This is a genomic window from Stenotrophomonas sp. NY11291, from assembly GCF_023277365.1.
In the GTDB taxonomy this organism is placed as follows: domain Bacteria; phylum Pseudomonadota; class Gammaproteobacteria; order Xanthomonadales; family Xanthomonadaceae; genus Stenotrophomonas; species Stenotrophomonas geniculata.
The window spans coordinates 2883274-2905615 of record NZ_CP096975.1 but is presented as its reverse complement, the minus strand read 5'-3'; the positions used below and the strand labels follow the sequence as shown (position 1 = coordinate 2905615).

The 22342-nt window shown below is 66.6% G+C and carries 21 protein-coding genes; 15 read left to right on the top strand and 6 right to left on the bottom strand.

Features of this window, described 5'->3' with window-relative positions:
* Positions 1 to 150 precede the first annotated feature (150 nt).
* On the bottom strand, positions 151 to 1104 hold the full coding sequence (locus M1L61_RS13520) for an AraC family transcriptional regulator (RefSeq protein ID WP_010485049.1): 954 nt from the start codon (positions 1102 to 1104) through the stop codon (positions 151 to 153).
* 446 nt (positions 1105 to 1550) lie between these two features.
* On the opposite strand from M1L61_RS13520, the gene M1L61_RS13515 reads away from it, so the two are divergent.
* The 8 genes from M1L61_RS13515 (at position 1551) to M1L61_RS13480 (ending at position 10109) form a co-directional block, all read left to right on the top strand.
* Positions 1551 to 2309: an SDR family NAD(P)-dependent oxidoreductase gene (locus M1L61_RS13515; RefSeq protein ID WP_049452746.1), complete on the top strand. Its 759-nt coding sequence runs from the start codon at positions 1551 to 1553 to the stop codon at positions 2307 to 2309.
* A gap of 130 nt (positions 2310 to 2439) precedes the next feature.
* A complete protein-coding gene (locus tag M1L61_RS13510; RefSeq protein ID WP_005410036.1) occupies positions 2440 to 2892 on the top strand; it encodes an MgtC/SapB family protein in 453 nt (150 codons plus the stop codon).
* A gap of 224 nt (positions 2893 to 3116) precedes the next feature.
* Positions 3117 to 4775, top strand: coding sequence for an L-lactate permease (gene lldP / locus M1L61_RS13505; protein ID WP_248853639.1), 1659 nt, complete (start codon positions 3117 to 3119; stop codon positions 4773 to 4775).
* A gap of 54 nt (positions 4776 to 4829) precedes the next feature.
* Positions 4830 to 5594 (top strand): transcriptional regulator LldR, encoded by a 765-nt coding sequence (gene lldR / locus M1L61_RS13500; protein WP_029379987.1) that lies wholly within the window; start codon positions 4830 to 4832, stop codon positions 5592 to 5594.
* A gap of 4 nt (positions 5595 to 5598) precedes the next feature.
* A complete protein-coding gene (lldD, locus tag M1L61_RS13495; protein ID WP_010485059.1) occupies positions 5599 to 6738 on the top strand; it encodes an FMN-dependent L-lactate dehydrogenase LldD in 1140 nt (379 codons plus the stop codon).
* Positions 6735 to 8441, top strand: coding sequence for a D-lactate dehydrogenase (gene dld, locus M1L61_RS13490; protein WP_029550801.1), 1707 nt, complete (start codon positions 6735 to 6737; stop codon positions 8439 to 8441). Before lldD ends, dld begins: the two co-directional genes overlap by 4 nt.
* 92 nt (positions 8442 to 8533) lie before the next feature.
* Positions 8534 to 9142 (top strand): SMI1/KNR4 family protein, encoded by a 609-nt coding sequence (locus M1L61_RS13485; protein ID WP_049452740.1) that lies wholly within the window; start codon positions 8534 to 8536, stop codon positions 9140 to 9142.
* Between the two features lie 82 nt (positions 9143 to 9224).
* A complete protein-coding gene (locus M1L61_RS13480; RefSeq protein ID WP_197654901.1) occupies positions 9225 to 10109 on the top strand; it encodes a hypothetical protein in 885 nt (294 codons plus the stop codon).
* Between the two features lie 96 nt (positions 10110 to 10205).
* On the opposite strand, the gene M1L61_RS13475 is transcribed toward M1L61_RS13480, so the two are convergent.
* The gene (locus M1L61_RS13475; protein WP_010485066.1) at positions 10206 to 10502 is read right to left on the bottom strand and encodes an I78 family peptidase inhibitor; all 297 of its coding nucleotides are present in this window, start codon (positions 10500 to 10502) and stop codon (positions 10206 to 10208) included.
* 171 nt (positions 10503 to 10673) lie between these two features.
* Here M1L61_RS13475 and M1L61_RS13470 point away from each other — a divergent pair, with 171 nt between their 5' ends.
* Entirely contained in the window at positions 10674 to 11330 is a 657-nt protein-coding gene (locus M1L61_RS13470; RefSeq protein ID WP_010485068.1) for a hypothetical protein, read from the top strand.
* A gap of 68 nt (positions 11331 to 11398) precedes the next feature.
* The gene (locus M1L61_RS13465; RefSeq protein WP_248853638.1) at positions 11399 to 12187 is read left to right on the top strand and encodes a CDP-diacylglycerol diphosphatase; all 789 of its coding nucleotides are present in this window, start codon (positions 11399 to 11401) and stop codon (positions 12185 to 12187) included.
* On the opposite strand, the gene M1L61_RS13460 is transcribed toward M1L61_RS13465, so the two are convergent.
* Positions 12184 to 12780 carry a GNAT family protein gene (locus tag M1L61_RS13460; RefSeq protein WP_224328256.1) on the bottom strand — a complete coding sequence of 199 codons (597 nt, stop codon included), beginning with the start codon at positions 12778 to 12780 and terminating at the stop codon, positions 12184 to 12186. The two genes, M1L61_RS13465 and M1L61_RS13460, sit on opposite strands and share 4 nt — an antisense overlap.
* A 221-nt stretch (positions 12781 to 13001) precedes the next feature.
* Here M1L61_RS13460 and M1L61_RS13455 point away from each other — a divergent pair, with 221 nt between their 5' ends.
* Positions 13002 to 15728, top strand: a complete 2727-nt coding sequence (locus tag M1L61_RS13455; protein ID WP_248853637.1) for a TonB-dependent receptor — start codon at positions 13002 to 13004, stop codon at positions 15726 to 15728.
* 104 nt (positions 15729 to 15832) lie between these two features.
* Positions 15833 to 16465 (top strand): hypothetical protein, encoded by a 633-nt coding sequence (locus tag M1L61_RS13450; RefSeq protein WP_248853636.1) that lies wholly within the window; start codon positions 15833 to 15835, stop codon positions 16463 to 16465.
* Positions 16466 to 16495: 30 nt separating this feature from the next.
* Here the strand turns inward: M1L61_RS13450 and M1L61_RS13445 are convergent, their stop codons facing one another.
* On the bottom strand, positions 16496 to 17137 hold the full coding sequence (locus M1L61_RS13445; protein ID WP_241873593.1) for a hypothetical protein: 642 nt from the start codon (positions 17135 to 17137) through the stop codon (positions 16496 to 16498).
* A 182-nt stretch (positions 17138 to 17319) separates the two neighbouring features.
* On the opposite strand from M1L61_RS13445, the gene M1L61_RS13440 reads away from it, so the two are divergent.
* Positions 17320 to 18480: an amidohydrolase family protein gene (locus M1L61_RS13440; protein WP_248853635.1), complete on the top strand. Its 1161-nt coding sequence runs from the start codon at positions 17320 to 17322 to the stop codon at positions 18478 to 18480.
* A 49-nt stretch (positions 18481 to 18529) separates the two neighbouring features.
* Here M1L61_RS13440 and M1L61_RS13435 read toward each other — a convergent pair whose 3' ends face one another.
* Together M1L61_RS13435 and M1L61_RS13430 are read right to left on the bottom strand one after the other, a co-directional pair.
* Complete coding sequence (locus M1L61_RS13435; protein WP_248853634.1) at positions 18530 to 18967, bottom strand: DUF3806 domain-containing protein; 438 nt, start codon at positions 18965 to 18967, stop codon at positions 18530 to 18532.
* 131 nt (positions 18968 to 19098) lie between these two features.
* Complete coding sequence (locus tag M1L61_RS13430) at positions 19099 to 19980, bottom strand: LysR substrate-binding domain-containing protein (RefSeq protein ID WP_248853633.1); 882 nt, start codon at positions 19978 to 19980, stop codon at positions 19099 to 19101.
* Positions 19981 to 20102: 122 nt separating this feature from the next.
* On the opposite strand from M1L61_RS13430, the gene M1L61_RS13425 reads away from it, so the two are divergent.
* Both M1L61_RS13425 and M1L61_RS13420 read left to right on the top strand, forming a co-directional pair.
* The gene (locus tag M1L61_RS13425; protein ID WP_248853632.1) at positions 20103 to 20804 is read left to right on the top strand and encodes an ankyrin repeat domain-containing protein; all 702 of its coding nucleotides are present in this window, start codon (positions 20103 to 20105) and stop codon (positions 20802 to 20804) included.
* 51 nt (positions 20805 to 20855) lie between these two features.
* Positions 20856 to 22313, top strand: coding sequence for an amidohydrolase family protein (locus M1L61_RS13420; protein ID WP_248853631.1), 1458 nt, complete (start codon positions 20856 to 20858; stop codon positions 22311 to 22313).
* The last annotated feature ends 29 nt before the right edge of the window (positions 22314 to 22342 follow it).

Sequence of the window (22342 nt, the reverse complement as noted above, 5' to 3'; positions counted from 1 at the left end):
GCCGGGCATGGCCCGGCGCTACCCAGGAATGTGCGGTGTCGGTAGCGCCGGGCCATGCCCGGCGGCGTTGGTAGTGCCGGCCGCTGGCCGGCCTCCGCGATGGCACGGGAGCGTGTCGACCAAGGTCGACACCTATCAGGGCACCAGCCTTCAGCCCACCTTCGAGGGGCCCGTGCGCCAGCGGCTGGGTACCAGGCCGAAACGTTTGCGGAATGCAGCGGCGAAGTTGCTGGGGTGGCGGTAACCACTGGCGGCGGCTGCCTGCTCAACTGTCCATCCGTCTTCGCGCAGTCCCTGTTCGGCGTGGCGCATGCGCTGCTCGTGCAGGTAGTCGAATACCGAGCAGCCGTACTGCTGGGCGAAATGACGGCGCAGCGAGCTCGGGCTCATGCAGGCCAACTGGGCCAGTTCGATCAGACTGTGGGCATGGCTGGGATCGTCGTGCAGGTAGGCGCGCACACGCTCCAGCCGCTCGCGCTGGCCCGCGCGCAGCGTTCGTACATGGTCGGTCTGCAGATCCTCGGCCTTCAGGCCAACGGCCAGCAGCTGCAGTGCGACGCCTTCGCGCCACAAGGCGTCGATGCCGTCCTCCCATGGGCTGTCGAACAGCTGGCCCAGCACTGGCAGCAGGGTATGCGGAATGGCCCAGTGGCGGCATTCCAGGTGGGTGTTGAGCGCGGTTTCCAGCTGCGGCAGATGGAACAGGTCCGGGTCGATCTGGCCGGGCACCATCACGCTGACGCCGCGCATGCGCGTTTCGCCGGGATGCGCACCCGTCATCTCGACCTGTTCGCGGTGGTGCGCGGTCATTGCCGTGCCAGCGCGCAGGGTGAAACCAGCGCGTCGCGGAATGCGCACATCGACCTGGCCCTGCAGCATCACGCGGATGGCCAGGCCGGGACTCTGATGGGCGGTCGCCACATAAGGAAAGCGATTATGGACGTCGGAGGCGATCAGGCTCATGCCGCCGCGCAGGAACTGCTCGTTGACCTCGCCATGGCCGGCCCACTGGTCGTCGCGCAGGTGTTCCGGGTCGGCGCGGTAATCGAAGCCATGGCGGTGGCCGAAGCGGCGGTAATCAGCAAAAGTGAAATATCGGGACATCGCTCGGCACGTGCTTTGGAGGTGGACGCTGGCATTACCTCGCCCACGCACTCTGCAACACAGATGCAGATCCGGTCGTTACCCGTGAGACATGCTGGGAAGCAGTGGCATGGGCACTCTGGAGGGTGGGGGGAACACCAGGTTGAATTGAATGTGTCGGAGAAAATGGAAACGTTTCCCATTGTCGCCTCGATTCGCGCGCTTTTGATTTAAATATGGTCAAAACGATTGACGATTACGGCCAAAGTGAAAATGCCGCCGAACATACGCCAGCGTTTTGCATGCATATCCGTACGCAATTCCATACATCAACTTGAGTTGAGGTTTCATGGCTGGAACGATCCGCCATGGACGCGATGTCAGCCAGGCCATCACGGGCGCACGCGTAGGGTGGGGCGGTTGGCTGTTGCAGGCCACTTCGATACCCACACTGATGGAGAACGCAGATGATTGACTACCAGCTCACCGGCAAGACCGCGATCGTGACCGGCGGCGTGTCCGGTATAGGCCTGGCTGTGGCGCAGACCCTGGCGGCGTCCGGCGCGCGGATCTCGGTCTGGGATCTGAAGCAGGATGCGGTCGATGCCACCGTGGCGCAGTTGCGGGATGCGGGTGCACAGGCCATCGGCATCGCGCTGGACGTCACCGACGACGCTGCGGTGGAGGCGGCAGTACAGCGCACGATCAAGGAACTCGACGGCCTGCATGTGGCGGTCAACAACGCCGGTATCGGCGGGCCGGCTGCCAGCAGCGGTGACTATCCGATCGATGGCTGGCAGCGGGTTATCGACGTCAACCTCACCAGCGTGTTCCTGTGCCAGCGTGCGCAGATCCAGGCGATGCGAGCCGCTGGAACCGGCGGCAGCATCATCAACATGGCCTCGATCCTGGGCCAGGTGGGCTATGCCGGTTCCACTGCGTACGTGGCGGCCAAGCACGGCGTGGTTGGGCTGACCCAGACCGCCGCTTGGGAACATGCGGCCGACGGCATCCGTGTCAACGCGGTCGGCCCGGGCTTCATCAGCACACCGCTGCTGGAGAAGATGGACCCGAAGGTGCGCGCCACGCTGGAAGGCCGCCATGCATTGAAGCGGCTGGGCACGGCCGAGGAAGTTGCGGCGCTGGTGGCCTGGCTGGCCAGCGACGATGCCTCGTTCGCGACCGGCGCGTACTACGCCATCGATGGTGGCTATCTGGCGCAATGATGCGGTAATCGCAGGCGACGGTGATGCCGGGCAGGGCCCGGCGCTGCCGGGTGAACGGGCTGTGGTGCGGCCTTCACCGTTGTGCCACGGCTGCCGCGCGACGCTCCGGGAAAATCCCGGAGCCTCTCCCATGGAACTCACCCAGGATGTCTCGATCCTGCTGCGCGTGGCCGCAGCCATGTTGTTCGGCGGCGTGCTCGGCGTCGAGCGCGAGATGGGCAAGCACGCGGCGGGCCTGCGCACGCACATGCTGATCGCCGGTGCCGCCGCACTGATTGTCGGCCTCGGCGACTCGGTGGCTGAGCATTTCCAGCAGGAGCGCTATCGCGACCTGCTGCAGGTCGACCCGGTCCGTCTGATCGAAGCGGTGGTGGCCTGTGTTGGCTTCGTTGCCGCTGGCACCATCCTGCGCGGCTCACGCGAAGACCAGGTCAGCGGATTGACTACCGCAAGCTCACTGATCATGGCGGCGGCCATTGGCATCGCCGTGGGCATCGGTAAATACGTGATTGCGATCGGCGTCAGCGTGCTGTGCGTGCTGGTGCTGGCGGTGATGCGGCGGTTGGAGAAGCGGATCTCGTAAGGAATCTCGAGTTGCCGGCCAGCGGCCGGCATTACCATGGTGGCCTGAATGGTCGGACCAATATGACATCTAGCGCTATGGTCTAATAGGCTCTTCGTCGGAGTGGCGGTTAAATCCGCTGCAAGTGGTCTGATCGAAATCTTTATTGGTACGACCAATGTTCGACAGTCACGGCGACCCACCGCCTGCGGTGGGGCACCTTCCGCATCCAGTCGAGAGTCTTCATGCAGCCCTGGCAACACCTGTACGACCCCGCCGGCAACCTGTGGTTGTCCAGCCTGATCGCGTTGCTGCCGATCGCGTTCTTCTTCATTGCCCTGGCCGTGCTGCGCATGAAGGGCTGGCTGGCCGGCACGATCACCGTGGCCATCGCACTCGGCGTGGCCCTGCTGTTCTACGGCATGCCGCTGAGCCAGGCGCTGGGCGCGGCCGGCTTTGGTTTCGTCTATGGGCTGTGGCCGATCGCCTGGATCATCATCGGTGCCGTATTCCTCTACAAGGTCTCGGTCAAGACCGAGCAGTTCGACATCATCCGCGCCTCGATCCTCTCGGTCACCGAGGATCAGCGCCTGCAGATGCTGATGGTCGGCTTCGCCTTCGGTGCCTTCCTGGAGGGCGCGGCCGGTTTCGGTGCGCCGGTGGCGATCACCGCGGCACTGCTGGTCGGGCTGGGCTTCAAGCCGCTGTATGCCGCCGGCCTGTGCCTGATCGTCAACACTGCGCCGGTAGCGTTCGGCGCTATGGGCATTCCGATCATCGTGGCCGGGCAGGTCACCGGCCTGGATGCATTCGAGATCGGCCAGATGGCCGGCCGCCAGCTGCCGTTCCTGACCATCATCGTGCTGTTCTGGATCATGGCGATCATGGATGGCTGGCGTGGCATCAAGGAAACCTGGCCGGCGGTGCTGGTCGCGGGTGGCTCGTTCGCTATCGCACAGTACCTCACCTCCAATTTCATCGGCCCGGAACTGCCGGACATCACCGCGTCGCTGGCGTCGCTGGTGTGCCTGACCCTGTTCCTGCGCCGCTGGAAGCCGGTGCGGATCTTCCGCTTCGATACCGAAACCAGCGCCGAGGCGGCCGCACAGGCACTGGAAGCGCCCCGCTACAGCGTTGGCCAGATCGCCAAGGCGTGGTCGCCGTTCCTGATCCTCACCGCGATGGTCACGCTGTGGAGCATCAAGCCGTTCAAGTCGCTGTTCGCGGCGGGTGGCCCGCTGGAAAGCTGGGTGCTCAAGATCCCGGTGCCGGGCCTGGACCAGATGGTGCAGAAGATGCCGCCGATCGTGGATGCACCGTTGAGCTACGAAGCCGTCTACAAGTTCGACTGGTTCTCGGCCACCGGTACCTCGATCATCCTCGCTGCGGTGATCGCGATCATCGCGCTGCGCATGCCGGCCCGTTCGGCGCTGCGCACCTTCGGCGAAACCGTGCGCGAGCTGCGCATGCCGATCTACTCGATCGGCATGGTGCTCGCCTTCGCCTTCATCGCCAACTATTCGGGCCTGTCGGCGACGCTGGCGCTGGCATTGGCGCACACCGGCGACGCGTTCCCGTTCTTCTCGCCATTCCTGGGCTGGCTGGGCGTGTTCCTGACCGGTTCGGATACCTCGTCCAATGCGCTGTTCTCGGCCCTGCAGGCAACCACCGCGCAGCAGATCGGCGTGTCCGACGTGCTGCTGGTGGCGGCCAACACCACTGGCGGTGTCACCGGCAAGATGATCTCGCCGCAGTCGATCGCCATTGCCTGCGCAGCGGTCGGCCTGGCCGGCAAGGAATCGGACCTGTTCCGTTTCACGGTCAAGCACAGCCTGATCTTCACCACGATGGTCGGCCTGATCACCCTGGCCCAGGCCTACTGGCTGACCTGGATGATTCCCTGAGCCATGGCACGCTTGGCCGACCACCCGCTGCGCGCTTCGGGCCACAATGGCGCCATGAGCACGCAACGCATTTCCGACAAGGTGGCCGCACAGCTGCGCGGCCTGGTGCATGAACAACAGCTGCAGCCCGGTGACCGGCTGCCGGCCGAGCGCACCCTGGCGGTGCAGCTGGGGGTCTCGCGCACGGCGTTGCGCGAAGCCATCGCGCAGCTGGCCAGCCAGGGCCTGCTGACCGCACGCGTCGGTGGCGGCACCTATGTAGCCGAACCTGCGGCGCGCGCGCGGCAGGCGCTGGATGAACCGCTGGCGCCGTACCTGCCGCTGTTCCAGGGCGACCCGGAATACCGCTTCGACGTGCTGGAGATCCGCCACGCGCTGGAAGGTGCCACCGCCTGGCATGCCGCATTGCGCGCTACCGACGAGGACCGCACGCGCATCGCGCAGGCCTTCCAGACCATGATGGACGCGCACGGCAAGGACGACCCCACCGGCGAAGCGGAGGCCGACGCGGCTTTTCATCTGTCCATCGCCGAGGCCTCGCACAACCTGGTTCTGCTGCAGGTGATGCGTGGCCTGTTCGAGCTGCTGCAGACCAACATCTCGCAGAGCCGCGAAAAGCTCTACACCTCGGCGAGGACCTTCTCGCCGCTGTCCGACCAGCACCGCGAGATGATGGACGCGGTGCTGGCAGGCGACCCCGAACGCGCGCGCGCCGCCGCGCATGCCCACCTCGAGTTCGTGCACACCACGCTGCGCACCCTCGATGACAACGAAGCCCGGCGTGCGCGGGCCTCGCGTCTACCTTCCCCACACGGTTGACCCCATGATCATCTCCGCCTCCACCGATTACCGTGCCGCAGCGCAACGCCGGCTGCCGCCGTTCCTGTTCCACTACATCGATGGCGGCGCGTATGCCGAGCACACGCTGAAGCGCAACGTTTCCGACCTGTCCGACATCGCGCTGCGCCAGCGCATCCTGCGCAACATGTCCGACCTGAGCCTGGAAACCGAGCTGTTCGGCGAAAAGCTGGCAATGCCGGTGGCGCTGGCGCCGGTCGGCCTGACCGGCATGTATGCCCGGCGCGGTGAGGTACAGGCGGCGCGCGCGGCCGACAGCCGCGGCATCCCGTTCACCCTGTCCACCGTATCGGTGTGCCCGATCGAGGAAGTGGCACCGGCCATCCAGCGGCCGATGTGGTTCCAGCTGTATGTGCTGCGCGACCGTGGCTTCATGCGCAACGCGCTGGAGCGGGCGCAGGCCGCGGGCGTGACCACGCTGGTGTTCACCGTGGACATGCCGGTGCCGGGCGCGCGCTACCGCGATGCGCACTCCGGGATGAGCGGCCCGAATGCCTCGCTGCGCCGTATCGGCCAGGCCATCACCCATCCGCACTGGGCGTGGGACGTGGGTCTGTTCGGGCGCCCGCATGACCTGGGCAACATCTCCACCTACCGCGGCAACCCGACCGGGCTGGAGGACTACATCGGCTGGCTGGGCAGCAACTTCGATCCGTCCATTTCATGGAAGGACCTGGAATGGATCCGCGAGTTCTGGAAGGGGCCGATGGTGATCAAGGGCATCCTCGACCCGGACGACGCGCGTGATGCGGTGAAGTTCGGTGCCGATGGCATCGTGGTCTCCAACCACGGTGGCCGCCAGCTGGACGGCGTGCTGTCCACCGCGCGCGCACTGCCGGCGATTGCCGATGCCGTGCAGGGTGATCTGAAGATCCTCGCCGATTCGGGCATCCGCACCGGCCTGGACGTGGTGCGCATGCTGGCATTGGGCGCCGACACCGTGCTGCTGGGCCGTGCCTTCGTCTATGCGCTGGCCGCCCAGGGCGAGGCCGGCGTGGCCAACCTGCTGGACCTGATCGCCAAGGAAATGCGCGTGGCGATGACACTGACCGGCGCGCGCCGCATCGCCGACATCGGCCGCGATTCGCTGGTCAGCCTGCCGTGAGTGGCCACGATGCCGTGCTGGCGCAGTTGCGCGACGCGGTCGGCAACCGCCATGTACTGACCGGCGACAAGGCCACGCGCCGCTTCCGCCGTGGCTATCGTTTCGGCGACGGCCCGGTGCTGGCCGTAGTGCGCCCGGGTACGCTGCTGGAACTGTGGCGCGTGCTGCAGGCAGCGGTGCAGGGTGGGGCGGCGATCATCCTGCAGGCGGCCAATACCGGCCTGACCGGTGGCTCGACCCCGGATGGCAACGACTACGGGCGGCCGATCGTGCTGGTCAGCACGCTGCGCCTGACCGGTATCCAGCTGTTGAACGAAGGCCGCCAGGTGCTGTGCCTGCCCGGCGCCACGCTGGACCGGCTGGAGCAGACGCTGGCACCGCTCGGCCGCGAACCACATTCGGTGATCGGCTCGTCCTGCATCGGTGCGTCGGTGCTGGGCGGCATCTGCAACAACTCCGGCGGCGCGCTGGTGCGCCGTGGCCCGGCCTATACCGAGCTGGCGCTGTATGCGCAGGTCGATGCGGATGGCCAGCTGCAACTGGTCAACCATCTGGGCATCGCGCTGGGTGATACGCCCGAGCAGATCCTGCAGCGCCTGCAGGTGGGCGACTACAGCGCGGCGGATGTTGGCGATGGCAACGGCCGCGCGGCCTCCGATCCCCGCTATGCCGAGGAAGTGCGCAAGGTCGATGCCGATACGCCGGCGCGTTTCAACGCCGACCCCAGCCGCCACTTCGAAGCGGCCGGTTCGGCCGGCAAGCTGGCGGTGTTCGCGGTGCGCCTGGACACCTTCGAAAAAGAGGCTGCCGAGGTCTTCTATATCGGCAGCAATCGCACCGACAGCCTCACCGCGATCCGTCGCCAGCTGCTGACCGGCTTCGAGCGCCTGCCGATCGCGGGCGAGTACATTCACCGCGATGCCTATGACATCGGCGAGCGCTACGGCAAGGACAGCTTCCTGCTGATCGATCGCCTCGGCACCTCCCGTGTGCCCGCGGCGTTCGCGTTGAAGAGCCGTGTCGATGGCTGGTTCGAGCGGTTGGGCCTGCGCGGCGTGACCGACCGTGTGATGCAGGTGCTGACGGGCCTGCTGCCCTCGCACCTGCCCAAGCGCATGGGTGAGTTCCGCCAGCGCTATGAGCATCACCTGCTGCTGAAGGTGTCCGCGCAGGACGCAGCGCAAACCGAAGCCTGGCTGCGCGATTTCTTCGCTGGCCACGAAGGCGGCTATTTCCACTGCACGGCGGAGGAGGGGCGCAAGGCGTTCCTGCATCGCTTTGCCGTGGCCGGTGCCGCAGTGCGCTACCGTGAAGTGCATCGTGACCAGGTGCAGGACATCGTCGCGCTGGACATCGCGCTGCGACGTGACGACGCCGACTGGTTCGAACAGCTACCGGCGGATATCGACGGCCGCCTGCTGCACAAGCTGTATTACGGGCACTTCCTGTGCCACGTGTTCCACCAGGACTACATCGCCCGCAAAGGCGAAGACCCGATGGCGATCGAGCATGCGATGTGGGCATTGCTGGACCAGCGGGGTGCCGAGTACCCGGCCGAGCACAATGTCGGCCACCTGTATCCGGCCAAGCCGGCGCTGGCCGGGTTCTACAAGCAGCTGGACCCGAGCAATACGTTCAATCCCGGCATCGGCCAGACGTCGAAAGCCAAGGGCTGGGGGAGCTGCGACTGTAGTGGGCACTAGCGGCGTACTCTCCGAAAATTCGGATTTCTTGCATTCCGCACTGATCGGGTTGGCACTAGGCTGAGGTCTTGGCCGAGACGGATACAGAACCAATGCAGAGTGCAGATCAGATATGGGCGTCCATCAAAGCGTCGCTTCATGAGAAGAGTTGTCTGGATGAAGTGCAGTTGCGGCCGGGAGCCTCCGAAAGCGAGTTGGTTGAACTGGAGGCTCAGCTTGGAGTCGCTTTGCCAGATCTGCTAAGGCAGCTGCTGATGATTCACGATGGGCAGGATGGGGTTGGGCTTCTGTTCGGCAGTCAGATGCTCTCGTCCGTGGAGATCAGGCGGCAGTGGCACGGTTGGCGTGAGATCGAGGCCGACGGCATGAACGAGGAGTGCGCGGAGTTCATGAAGTCGAGTCCCGCGGGGGTGGTGAAGCCGATGTACACCAATGCGCGTTGGATACCGCTGACTCACGATGGTGGCGGCAATCACATGGGATTGGATTTCGATCCCGACATTGGCGGTGCTGAAGGACAGGTGATTGCCTTTGGTGCGGATGAAGACACCAAGTACCTTCTCGCTCCGACTTTCGCTGAGTTCGCTGAAAAGGCTGTGGAGTGGATCAGTCAAGCAAGCTGGGATGGTGAGAATTTCGAGTCGCCAACTGATGACGGCTTCGCTCCTCCGGCCATTCTCCGGACTGCTGGCGGGGCGTAGTTGGGAGCGCCGTTCTGACAGGTCGCGATCGTCCTGTTACTCCTGCGCTACCATCTGGATTCCACGAGCAGGAATCTCCTCCATGCCCACCATCGTTGTCCGCACGATCGTGTGCGTTGCACTACTGGCTCCCCCGGTGCTGGTGCTGGCCCAGGGCTCGATCCTGCCGCAGCAGCGCGATGCCGCCGGCGACGTGATAGAGCCGCTGGGACAGGTACTGATCGCGAGTGAGACTGGGCCGTCGGGGCTTTATGACTGCACGCGGGACGGCAACTGGTGCGTGCGCGTGCAGCCGGTCGCCGAGGAGGGTGACCGGCCGAGCGTGCTGGAAGTGCTTGAGAAGGGGCCGGACCAGGGCAAGCCGCACACCTACCACGTCAGCATCGACGTGCCGCAGGAAAGCGAGCTGTCACTGTGGCCATGGATCGTGCGGCTGGCTCCAGGCGTGGGCAGCGGTGAACCAGTGACCGATCCGCAGCAGCGCGCCCGCCAGAATGTGCTGGTGGGTGGCATCGTCACGTTCAGCGCCATGTACTCCGGTGGAGGTGCTGACGCGTCCACGCTGCAGCTGGCACGCGTACGCCACCTGCAGGACGACATCCAGGTGGACGACGACGTGCTGACCGTGCCATGGCTGGGCAATGCGATGATCCGCGCCTGTTTCAGCGAGCAGGACGTGAAACAGCGCGCGGGTGCCTGCCACGACGAATACGGCTTCTCGGCGAAGCTGGCGCTGGATACGGCTGCCGAGGGCATGCCGGTGCTGCGCTACCAGACCGTGGCGACCCGGTTCCCCGCCGGCGCTTCACGCTTCGAGGATTCGCTGGCCAAGGGGCCGCTGAAGAAGAAAGACCTGCGCACCGAGCAGGATCCGGCGTGCACCTATACGCGGTTGTTCCACTTCCGCGAGGGCATGTTCCACCCGGACCAGGCGCTGCCGGACTGCGCCGGCTATACCGAACCCTGAAGTGTAGAGTCGAGCCATGCTCGACTCGGGTTCTCGCGTGGCCCGGCCGCAGAGCAGCCGAGCGTGGGCTCGGCTCTACAAAAACTGAGGCGGCGCTTACTCGCAGCGGGTGGCGGTGATGACGTTGTCCTTGTCCACGAACACGCGCAGGCGGTCCTGGCGGATGTCCTTGGTGGTGATGGTGCTGGGGCCGATCGGGTTGACCAGGCCGGCACCACTCTCGCGGGACAGGCGGCGGATGTTGGGCTCATTGGCGGGCTGGCCGATCGCCCAGCCCAGCTGGCTGGCGTCACAACGGCCGCTGCCTTTGACTTCCGGGCCAGGGGTGCTGACGCAGGCCGACAGCAGCAGGGCAGAGGCCGGCAGCAACAGGGACAGACGGAATGCGGACATGCGAGCGCTCCTGCGCAGGGGAAGATGGCGGGAACGATAGCACCGAGCGTGCGAAAGGCGTCAGCGCCCCGGTCATTGCCGGCACAGCGTGGTCATTGCATAGTGGGAGGAATGGCTGGCAGTACGCCAGTGGGCAGGCCGGGCCTTTCCGGCGCAGGTGTTGGATAGGGTATGACGGCAGGCAGTTTCCGCGGCAAGGACAAGACGATGACGGCGCTGGCGTTGTCGTTGCTGGGCGTGGCGTTTGCCGCCTGCGCTGCCGATCCGGAACCCGTGCCGGTCGAATCCCCGGTATTCGGCGCCTGGCGCAACCTGCAGACTGAAGCGGGCTACGCGCCTGCGCAGCGCAATCTGGCGTTTGCCATGCTGCCGCAGGCGGCCACCCGCGGTGACCGATTCGCCATCCTCGATCGTGAGGGCAAGCGCGCGGTGTGCTGCCTGCAGGTGGCCAGCCCCTCGCTGGGCGTGGCCGCGCTGCGCGAGCAGTACCACCTGCCGCAGGCCTGGGTGACCGACCTGAGCAATGGCCGCAGCCCGGCACGTCCCTATGTGCCGCACGTCTATGCGATGCAGCGGGTGGACGAGCTGGCCGACTACAGCTTCGCCGATGTGCCTGGCGCCTACAGCGACCTGGGCGGGCTGCTGATTCCCGAAGGTGCCGCGCTGGAGGCCGACGGCAGCGCCGTCCGCCTGGGGGACATTCGCTATCCGCTGCATTTCCAGCGTCAGCCGCACGCCGATGACGACGGCGCGCTGGATCGCTACAGCCTGCAGGCGGGTGAGGGCGAGGCACCGATCGTGGTTGAAGTGCCGTTCGGCACCTACTGATTGCAGCTTCGCACTGGCTAGAATGCAGCGCGGCGCTGTCTGCCGTGCCTGCTCCGTGAGTCGTTTCCGTGTCCTTGCGCCCCTTCCTGCTGCCGTCCCTGCTGCCGTCCCTGCTGCTGTTGTCCGCCTGCGCCAGCGCGCCGCCGCCGCCGGCCCATTCCGACGCGTTATGGCGATTGATCGAACGTGACTGCCAGGGCGCCGAAGGTCCACGCGGCGACTGCCTGCGCGTGGAGACGGCCGCGGATCGCCGCGATGTGCTGGTCAAGGACGCGCACGGCGACTACCAGTTCCTGCTGATGCCGCTGGACAAGGTCAGCGGTATCGAGAACCGCCGCCTGTACCAGCGTGGTGCACCGAACTACTTCGCTGCAGCCTGGCAGGCGCGCAGCCACACCGAACAGGCCTTGCGGCAACCGCTGCCGCGCAACGTCGCCAGCCTGGCCTTGAACTCGCCGCACGGCCGGTCACAGCACCAGCTGCATATCCATGTGGATTGCCTGCGTGCCGACGTGCTGCAGGCGCTGGACACGCATGCTGCCGCCCTCGGCAGCCGCTGGGCACCGTTGCCGGTGCTGCTGCGCGGCCATCAGTACCAGGCCCGCCTGCTGCCGGGCGCGGAACTGACCGCCAATCCGCTCAATCTGCTGGCCTATGACCTCGCAGGCGTGGATGATGTGGGCCAGTGGAGCCTGGTCGTGGCCGGCCGGGACGCAGTGCAGGGCGGCCCGGGCTTCATTCTGCTGGCGACCCGTGTGGACGCCGGCACCGGCAACGAGGCCAGCGCTGAAGAGCTGCAGGACCACGCCTGCTCGGTGTTGACCGGCGCAGGCGCATCGCTGGAGCGGGTCCGCTAACCCTGGGGCTGCTGGCGGCTTCGCCAGACCGGTGCGGTCAGCGCCAGCAGCTGGCGATCCTGCCAGCCCTCCAGGTCCAGATGATGGTCGCGCAGCAGGCCTTCCTGCTCGAAGCCGAAGGCGTGCAGCGCAGTGGCGAACGGGTCATTGCAGTCCGGTGGCAGCATCACGAACAGGCGATGCAGGCCGACATCCTCGAACAGGAACGGGCACAGCGCCCGCAGCGCCGCGTCGGTATGCGGGTGCCAGTGTTGCAGCGAAAGCAACTCGGCGCTGCGCGCATGCAGCGACTGCAGGCGGATGTGCAGCTGATCCAGCACCGTGCCGTGTTCGTCGTCGAACACCCCCAGCAGCAGCTGGTCGTTGTCCTGCTCCAGACGCGAGCGATGCATGTGTGCGAGAAAGCGTGCCTCCTCGTCGATGTCGCCGGGGTGACGGCGGCCGCGCCGGCGGCGGTCATCGAACAGGCGCCAGCGCGGCAGGTCGGTACGCTGGAAGGGGCGCAGGGTGACCGGTGCGGCCTGCAGCTGCAGCAGGTGACGGCGCAGTACCGGGCGCAACGGGGGAAGGAGGGAGGTGGGATACGGGGTCATCATCCCCGGCACGATGGCCGTGCCCGCAGCGCCACACCATTCAAAACATTGCAAAAGTGTGGCGAATGGCACTGCGGGTCTGATTCGGTTCAGGCATAAGGCCATCAGGCCTGGTCATTTCCGTTGAACCCCCCCATTCAGGACACTTTCGTTACGGGATCGTTATGTGCCGCACAGGCCGCTGTCCCGTACCACCACCCGCCAAACTCCCCAGGAAGCCCATGTCCGCCTCCCACAAGGCGCTGCGCCCGCGTCCGCTGGTGCTCGCACTGTCGTCCCTGATGCTGGTCTCACTGCCGACCTTCGCGCAGGAAAGCGCACCCACCACATTGCAGGAAGTGAAGGTCACCGGCTCGCGTATTCCGCGCGCCAGTGTGGAGGGGCCCTCGCCGGTGACGGTGATCAGCCGGGAGCAGATCGATGCACAGGGCTACCGCAATGCTTTCGATGCGCTGAGCGCGCTGACCGAGAACACCGGCAACGTGCAGGGCGAGGACTTCGGCAATACCTTCACCCCGGCCGCCAACACCATCAACCTGCGCGGGCTGGGCCCGAACCGCACGCTGGTGCTGGTCAACGGCCGCCGCCAGGCCGACTATCCGCTGGCCTACGAGGGCTCGGTGAACGTGGTCAACCTGGCCAACATCCCCAGTGCGCTGATCGAGCGCATCGAGGTGCTGGCGGCCGGTGCGTCGGCGGTGTATGGCTCCGATGCCATCGCCGGCGTGGTCAACATCATCCTCAAGGACCGTTTTGAGGGTGTGGACGTGAACGTGCGCGCCGGCGGCACCCAGCAGGGCGGTGGCGACAACCAGCGCGCGCAGGTGGTCGGTGGCAGTTCCGGCGAGCGTTGGGATGCGCTGTTCGGCTTCGAGTTCGATGTGCGCAAGGCGATCCACGCGCGCCAGCGCGACTTCATGGATTCGCTGGATGATGACCCGGTCGGCAAGGCGCCGCAGGCGACCGCGATCGCCTATCGCCGCAATGCTGCCACCGGCCGCAACATCGATCCGGGCGTCAGCGGCTGCGACGCAGCGTCGGAGATCTATGGCGGCAGCGTGTTCCGCGCCAACAACCCGCGCCAGGGCTGGTACTGCGGCAGCAACGAGGCCGCCGCCAGCTACTGGACCGTGCAGACCCAGAAGCGCAACCTCAACGGCTACGGTCTGTTGACCTTCCACGTCAACGAGACCACCGACCTGTTCGCTGATGTCGCCGTGGGCAGCGCGCGCATCTACAACAACACGCGTGCGCCGACCTGGACCTCGGCGCGCAACTACTTCTACAACCAGACCACCGGCAATCTGGAAAGCTGGTACCGCCGCTTCGCGCCGGAGGAAATCGGCGGCCTGCCGCGCAATGCCAACCGCTTCCTGGAAAACTCGTGGTCGTTCAACGTCGGCGCACGTGGTCAGATCGGTGACAGTGGCTGGGACTATGAGGCGGTCTACAGCCGCTCGCGTTACGAGAACCGCACCCGCCGCCCGGTGCTGCTGGCCGGCATCAACGAATACCTGCTGGGTCCGAAGCTGGGCGTACGCAATGGCGTTGAGGTCTATGCGCCGGACCCGGCACGCCTGTTCAAACCGTTGACCCCAAACGAATACGAGGGCCTGTCCGACTACCAGGAAAGCCGCAATGCGGCATGGCTGCAGACCTTCAGCGCCAGCGTCAACGGCCGCCTGTTCGCGCTGCCCGGTGGCGACGCTGCATTGGCAGCGGTGGTCGAAGCCGGCAGCCAGGGCTACCGCAACCGCCCGGACCCGCGCCTGGGAACCGGCGAGTTCTGGAACACCAGTGCAGGCATCGGCGCCGGTGGCGAGCGTGACCGCTACGCCGCAGGTGTGGAGCTGCAGTTGCCGCTGCTGCAGTCGCTGACCACCACGCTGGCCGGCCGTTACGACCAGTACCGTGCGGGTGGCGAGCACATCGGCAAGGCGACCTGGAGCGTTGGCGTCGAGTTCCGTCCGATCGAGAGCCTGCTGATCCGTGGTACGGCGGCGACCAGTTTCCGGGCGCCGGACATGAACTATGTGTTCGCGACGGAGACGCGCGGTTACAACCCGGGCATGACCGACTACTGGCGCTGCCGCACCGCAGGCCAGTCGTACGACAACTGTGACTACAACGGCCTGTCGATCGACTACAGCAACCGCGCCAATGCGCAGCTGCAGCCGGAATCGGCCAAGTCCTATGGCTTCGGCGTGGTCTGGTCGCCGTTGTCTGGCCTGGATTTCAGTGCCGACTACTACGACATCCGCATCGACAACGAGGTGACCAGCCTCGATACCAGCCGAATCCTGCGTGACGAGGCCGATTGCCGCCTGGGCCGCACGCTGGGCGGCGAAGCGCGGGATATCGGTTCACCGCTGTGCCAGGACGCGCTGTCTCGGGTGATCCGCAACCCGTCCAACGCAACCGTGCAGCCGGACCAGGTGACCCGTGTGCTGATCAATCCGATCAACGCCGCCTCCGAATCGGTTCGTGGCCTGGACCTGAAGGGCAACTGGCGTTTCGATGCCGGCCGTTATGGCCGCTTCACCACGCGCCTGGCCTACACGGTGGTGCTGGAGCACAAATACCGGCAGTTCTCCGATGATCCGGAGCGTGACATCCGCAATTCGCTGGATGACTACCAGTGGCGCAGCAAGGCCAACGGCAGCATCACCTGGAACCAGGGTGACTGGACCACCACGCTGTATGGCAACCGCTTCGGCTCGCTGCCGAAGACCGATGGCAGTGGCCGCATCGCGCCGTATATGACGTACAACGCCAGCGTGTTCCGCCAGTTCGGCGAGAACCTGTCGGTGGGCGTGATCGTCAACAACCTGCGCGACAGCCGCCCGCCGGCGGACAAGGACGGAGGCGGCTGGCCGTTCTACCCGGTCGGCAATTACGACCCGTACGGCCGCCAGTACTGGGTGCAGCTGGATTACCGGTTCCGTTGATCCGGCAGGCGAACGAAAGGCCCGGCATTGCCGGGCTTTTCTTTGTGCAGTGCACCGGTGCTGCCGCTGCGCGCGTGGCATGCTGTGGCGATACCCGGAGGATGATGCGCATGGATGCCAGAGTGTGGAGTGTGATTGCCGTGCTGGCCATTGCCGGGTGCAGCAGCAAGCAGGCGGCCAGTGTGGACGATGCTGCGGAGGCGGCCAGCGCCGCGCCCGTGCCGTCTCTTTCCAACGCAGTGACCGATGCTGGATCAGCGCGCGTGCCAACGGCATCGACGCGTGCGACGGCCGGGCAAGGGCCTGCGGATCTGGAGGGACACTTCCTTGAGGGCGAGCGCTTGCTGTTGACTGAAGGAGCACTGTCGGCGGAAAAGAGCGACGTGATCCTGGGCTCGGACAACGCCTTTGCGCAGGCGATCAGCCAGTTCGAGCAGGATGCGGCGGGCCACCCGGAAGTGCAGGACCTGACCCGGCTCTACAGGACGGCTGCGACCCGGCTCATCGGCAGCGACGGCACGCTGGTGTCTTTTGCCTGTGGCTACAGCCTGTGTGTCGGCGAAATCCGCAGCCGCACCGATGAGGATTTCAGCGCCTGGTCCGAGGCGATCGGCATGGACAAGGCAAGTCCGGTCTACAGCCTGACCACGGCACCGATGAGGTGGGGCAGGGACCAGCACGGTGGGCGTTTCGTGTTCTCGGTGGACCCGGCCGCCAACGCCATCACGGGTCGGTAGCGGCGGGACATGCCCGGGACCCACTGCGCGTTACGGCAGCGCCTGCTGCAGGTATGACTCGATGACGTAGCTGAAAGGCTGCTGCTGGCGGTCGCGCAACAAGGCACGCACCTCGAGGATCACGCCGCGGTCGCCTTCACCCCGCGGCGGCCAGAACGTCTGGTCAGCCAGGGTCTGGCGCTGGAAACCGAGCGGGCCGACCACGCGACCGAACGGCTCGTCGGTGCTGTCCAGCACCTGGTTCATGGCCGGGCTGAGGTGGCCGGGCAGGTACCAGTTGTCGGCCTCGGACAGCACGCGGCTGCCGCAGACCAGCTGTACGCGGCGATAGCGCAGTTCGGTACCCGGCTTCGCGCCCAGCGACTGCAGAACGTCGGCGGGGGCCGGCTTGTCCTGGCCGTGTATGCGCACTGCACGCACCCGCGCCTGTTCGGCCAGGCCGTGCTCGGCGCACCAGTGTTCCAGCGTGGCGGTGGCGCTCTGCCCGGACAGCACGCGCTGGTGCAGGCGCTCGACCAGTGCCGCCGGGGCGATGCGCTGCTGGCCCGGCGGCGACTGCAGCGGCGCAGCGGCCGCAGCATCAGTGGCGGACAGGCTGGCGATCGGGGCGGCGGCAAGCAGGGACGCGGCCTGCCAGCGGCGGAGGCGATCGTGGCGGTCGGACGGGCCCATGCGGCATCACAACGGAAACAGGCGCCCATGTTACCCGTTCAGGGCTGTGCACGGCGTGGCTGCGACCGGTTGTCGCAGGGTGATCATCGTTCTGGTGAATGTGTGCCATCCAGATATTTCGTTGGCCGATGGTGGCGGCGGGGCGCACGATGGCGGCAGTCTTGGCATTCCGGGAGTTCCCGATGACCCTCCAGTTCATCCACGGCGGTGTCGACCGCCAGGGTGCGCCGCTGCATTTCCATATCCGTGATGGCCGCATCAGCGGCCTCAATGGCGAGGCCGCGCCGGCGGACGGGGCGGAATACGTCGACCTGCAGGGCTTCACGGTGCTGCCCGGGCTGGTCGACGGCCACATCCACCTCGACAAGAGCTTTGTCGGCGACCGTTGGCACCCGCACCAGCCGGTGAACAGCCTGCGTGAGCGGCTGGCGGTGGAGAAGGCGGCGGTGGCGGGTGCGGCACCGATGGTGGACCGTGCCGAGGCGCTGATCCGCCAGTGCAGTGCTTTCGGTACCGTGGCGATGCGCTGTCATGTCGATATCGACGCCAGCACCGGGCTTGGCCATCTCGAAGCCGTACGCGAGGCGGCGTTGCGCTGTGCGGACATCATGCGCATCCAGCTGGTGGCGTTCCCGCAGGCCGGGGTGATGTCCTGTCCGGGTTCCGCCGCGGTGCTGGAGCAGGCGCTTGCCGCGGGCGTGGAGGTGCTCGGCGGCATCGACCCGACCACGCTCGATGGTGATGCCGAAGGCCAATTGGCGCTGCTGTTCGGCCTGGCCGAGCACTACGGCGTGCAGCTGGACATCCATCTGCACGAGCCGGGCGAAACCGGCCTGGCCCAGCTGCTGCGCATCGCCGCGCGGACACGGGCTGCCGGCCTGCAGGGGCGTGTTGCGGTCAGCCATGCCTATGCGCTGGGCGACGTGCCGCTGGCGCGCGCGCTGCAGGTGGGCGAAGCATTGGCCACCGCGGGTGTGGCGATCATGAGCAACGCGCCGGGGGATCATCCGTTCCCGCCGCTGCGCGCGCTGCATGATGCCGGTGTGCGCGTGTTCGCAGGCAACGACAACATCCGTGACTGCTGGTGGCCGTATGGCAATGGCGACCTGCTGCAGCGGGCGATGTTGCTGGGCTACCGGTCCGGCTTCTACACCGATGCCGACTTGATGCTGGCGCTGGACATGGTCACCACCCATGCCGCGCAGGCGATCGGCCTGCCGCAGCATGGTATTGCCGAAGGCCAGCCAGCCACTTTCGTGGCGGTACGTGCCGACCACGGCCCTGCTGCCGTGGCTGCGGTGCCCGTGGAACGCCGGGTGGTGGTCGACGGCCGCTGGCTGTAGATCCACGCCACGCAATCCCCTGTAGTGCCGAGCCATGCTCGGCGGCCTTTCAGACGTAATCGTCGGCGCGGGTGGCGACGAATTCCTCAAGCCACGCCAGCAGATGGGCGATGTCGATGACTTCGCCCTGTTCGACGCGCTTGAGCAGCAGTGTGCTGGCACCGATCTGCAGGCTGCTGTCGGCATAGCGCAGCACCGCATCGATGCCCCAGGCATCGGTGACCTGCATCCAGGCCAGACCCGGCACGCGCTGGGCCAGGGTGTCACCGAACGCCACGCCCAGCGCTTCCCAGCCATCGCCGTCGTCACGATCGATCAGCTCGGCATCGACCACGCGCTGCAGGGTGGTGGCCGCCAGCGGCCACTGCACCGGCAACGTCGGAAAGCCGGCGGCCACGCGCGCGGCGATCAGCGAACGCTGGTGCTGCAGATGCGTCTGCAGGGCAGCGGGCAGGGGATCGAAACGGGTGGGGATTTCGTCGGACATGGCAAGGCGCCGTGGGGCACGGAAACATCAGGCACTCTACGAGCCGATGTTGCCGGCCGTGCGGCCGGATTGACCATGTTTCGATGCGTGATGCGCGAAGTTCATCCACGCATGGCGTGGATCTACTGTGGTCAGTCCGGTTCGCGTTGCACCTGCCGCCACAGCTCGCTGGCCAGTGCGCGCACGGCATCGTCGGCATCGGCACGGTGCAGCAGGCCGATTTCGTAGTTGTCGATCACCGGCAGCTCACGCTCGCCATCGATGATGCGGTGCTCGCGGCTGACCGCGCGGCGCGGCAGCAGGCTGATGCCGATGCCATCGGCCACGGCGCCCTGGATGCCACTGAGCGACGAACTGGTGAAGGCGATGCGCCAGCGCAGGCCCAGCGCTTCCACGGCGTGGATCATCTCGTCGCGATACAGCCCTCGCGGCGGGAAGGTGACCAGCGGCAGCGGGTCCTGCTGCAGGCAACTGCTGCGCAGGCTGTCGATCCAGTGCATCGGCTCGCGCCGGCAATGCACCGCCTGGCGGTTGTTGCGGCGCTGCTTGACCAGCACCAGGTCCAGCTCGCCGTGGTCGAAGCCCTGCGCCAGGTCACGGCTCAGGCCGCTGCTGATCTCCAGTTTCACCTGCGGGTGGCGGCGGCTGAAGGCGGCCAGCATGCGGGTGGTCTGCGGGTTGACGAAGTCCTCCGGCACGCCGATGCGGACGGCGGTCTCCACCATCGCGCCGGCCAGCGCCTGTGCCATTTCCTCGTTCAGGTCGAGCATGCGCCGCGCGTAGCCGAGCAGGGTGTGGCCGGCGTCGGTGGGGTGAACGTCGCGGTGGCCGCGTTCGAGCAGGCGATGCCCGGCCAGTTCCTCCAGCCGGCGTACCTTCTGGCTGACCGTGGATTGTGTCGAATGCAGGCGCGTGGCCGCCGTGGTGAAGCTGCCGCAGTCGGCCACCATCACCAGCGCCCGCAGCAGGTCCAGTTCGAACAGGGTTCTATTCGATTTGGCACTGTCTTGCATTTGAACATTTCACTTCTGGATACCCAAGCCGACTTCTACCATGCAGGGCAGGGGCCGGCAATGCCCGGCTGTTGCTACCGTCGCCCGGTGCTCCGTGGCGACGGACATGAGGAGTCACTGTCATGCGCGTCCATCGTTCCCCTGGCTGGCGTGCGCCGTTCGCGCGCGTGCTGCTGTTGTGCCTGCTGGCCATGGTCACCCCGGCCTGCACCGCAACGTCCAAAGCCGACGTCGATGGCCGCCTGCGTGATGCTGCCAGCCGCGGTGACGCTGCTGCGGTGCGACAGGCGATCGAGGAGGGCGCCACGCTGGAGGCGCGCGATGGACAGGGCCGCACCGCGCTGCTGCTGGCCACGCATGGCAACAACGTGGATGCCGCGCGCGAGCTGATCGAGGCCGGTGCCGACGTCAACGCCAAGGATGCGTTGCAGGACAGCGCCTACCTGTACGCAGGCGCGCGTGGCCTTGATGAGATCCTGGCGATGACCCTGGCGCATGGTGCCGATCTTCGCAGCACCAACCGCTATGGCGGCACCGCGCTGATTCCGGCGGCAGAGCGCGGCCATGTCGCCACTGTGCGCGCGCTGCTGCGGGCCGGCGTGGCGGTGGACCATGTCAACCGGCTGCACTGGACCGCGCTGCTGGAAGCGATCCTGCTCGGCGATGGCGGCGCGCGCCACGTGCAGATCGTGCAGCTGCTGCTGGAGGCCGGTGCCGACCCGGAGCTGGCTGACGGCGACGGTGTGACGCCGCTGGCGCACGCGCGCCAGCGCGGCTATTCCGGAATTGAAACCCTGCTGCGCCAGCACGGCGCGGTGCGCTGAATGCAAACCCCTTCCACCCGCACGCTGGGCGTGCCCACCAGGATGCTGTCCATGTTCCGTTCCCGTCCGTTGTCCTTCGCCATCCTTCTTGCGGTGGCACCGCTGTCGGCGTCTGCTGCCGAGCGCGCCGACCTGCTGATCCGCAACGCCACCGTGGTCGATGTCGAGCACGCCAGTACCCTGGCTGGTCAGAGCGTGGTGATCCGCGGCGAGGACATCGTCGCTGTCGGCCCGGACGCGCAGCTGCGCAGCCAGTGGAGCGCGACCCGCCAGATCGATGCCAAGGGCAAATACCTGATCCCGGGGCTGTGGGACATGCACGTGCACTTCGGTGGTGGCCCGGCGCTGATCGAAGAGAACAAGGCACTGCTGCCGCTGTACATCGCGCATGGCATCACCACGGTGCGTGACTGTTCCGGCGATCTGCCCGAGCAGGTGCTGCAGTGGCGTGGCGAGATCGCCAAGGGCACCCTGTTCGGCCCGCGCCTGCTGAGTTCCGGCGCGAAGATCGAAGGCATCAAGCCGGTCTGGAAGGGCACGATCGAAGTGGGCAGCGAGGCCGACGCCGACAAGGCAATCGCCCGCCTGCAGCACGACAAGGTCGATTTCGTGAAGATCACCGACAGCACGCTGAAGCCGGAACTGTTCCTGTACTCGGCCAGTGCCGCGCGCAAGGCCGGATTCAAGGCGTCGGGCCACATCCCGATGGCGCTGACCGTGGAGCAGGCGGTCGATGCCGGCCTGGCCTCGATCGAGCACCTGGACTACGCGTTCAAGGCCGGCAGCAAGGACGAGGCGCAGATTGCCGCCGACTTCGGAGCTGGCCGCATCGACCGTGCCGAAGCCAACCGCCGCCTCGACGCCAGCTTCGACCGTGACACCGCAATGCGGGCCTACCGTGATTTCGCCAAGCGCGGCGTATTCGTGACCCCGACCCTCAACGGCGGCCGCATCCTCGACTTCCTCGACCAGGATGACCACGCCAACGACCCGTACCTGGCCTACATCGGCCCGGGCCTGCGCGCGACCTACCAGTGGCGCGTGGACCGCGCGGCGAAGGCGACGCCGGCGCAGATCGAAGCGCGCCACGCGCAGTACCACCAGGTGGCCGCCGTGCTGCCGCTGCTGCAGGAAGCGGGTGTGACGATCATTGCCGGTACTGATGCGGGCTTCCTCAACTCGTTCAACTTCCCGGGCATCGCCCTGCACCAGGAACTGCAGCTGTTCGTGAAGGAAGGCATGAGCGCACCGCAGGCACTGTCGGCCGCAACCCGTTCCGGCCCGGCCTGGTTCGGCCAGATGGACCGTTACGGTGGTGTCGCGCAGGGCAAGGCCGCCGATCTGGTGCTGCTGACCGCCAACCCGCTGCAGGACATCGCTGCCACCGAGAAGATCGACAGCGTGATCCTGCGCGGCAACGTGTATGACCGCGCCGCGCTGGACAGGATGCTGGCCGACACCAAGGCCAAGGTCGCGGCGTGGAATGCCGAGGCGACGAAGGCCAATTGATGGTGCGGCGGGGCGGAATCCACGCATGG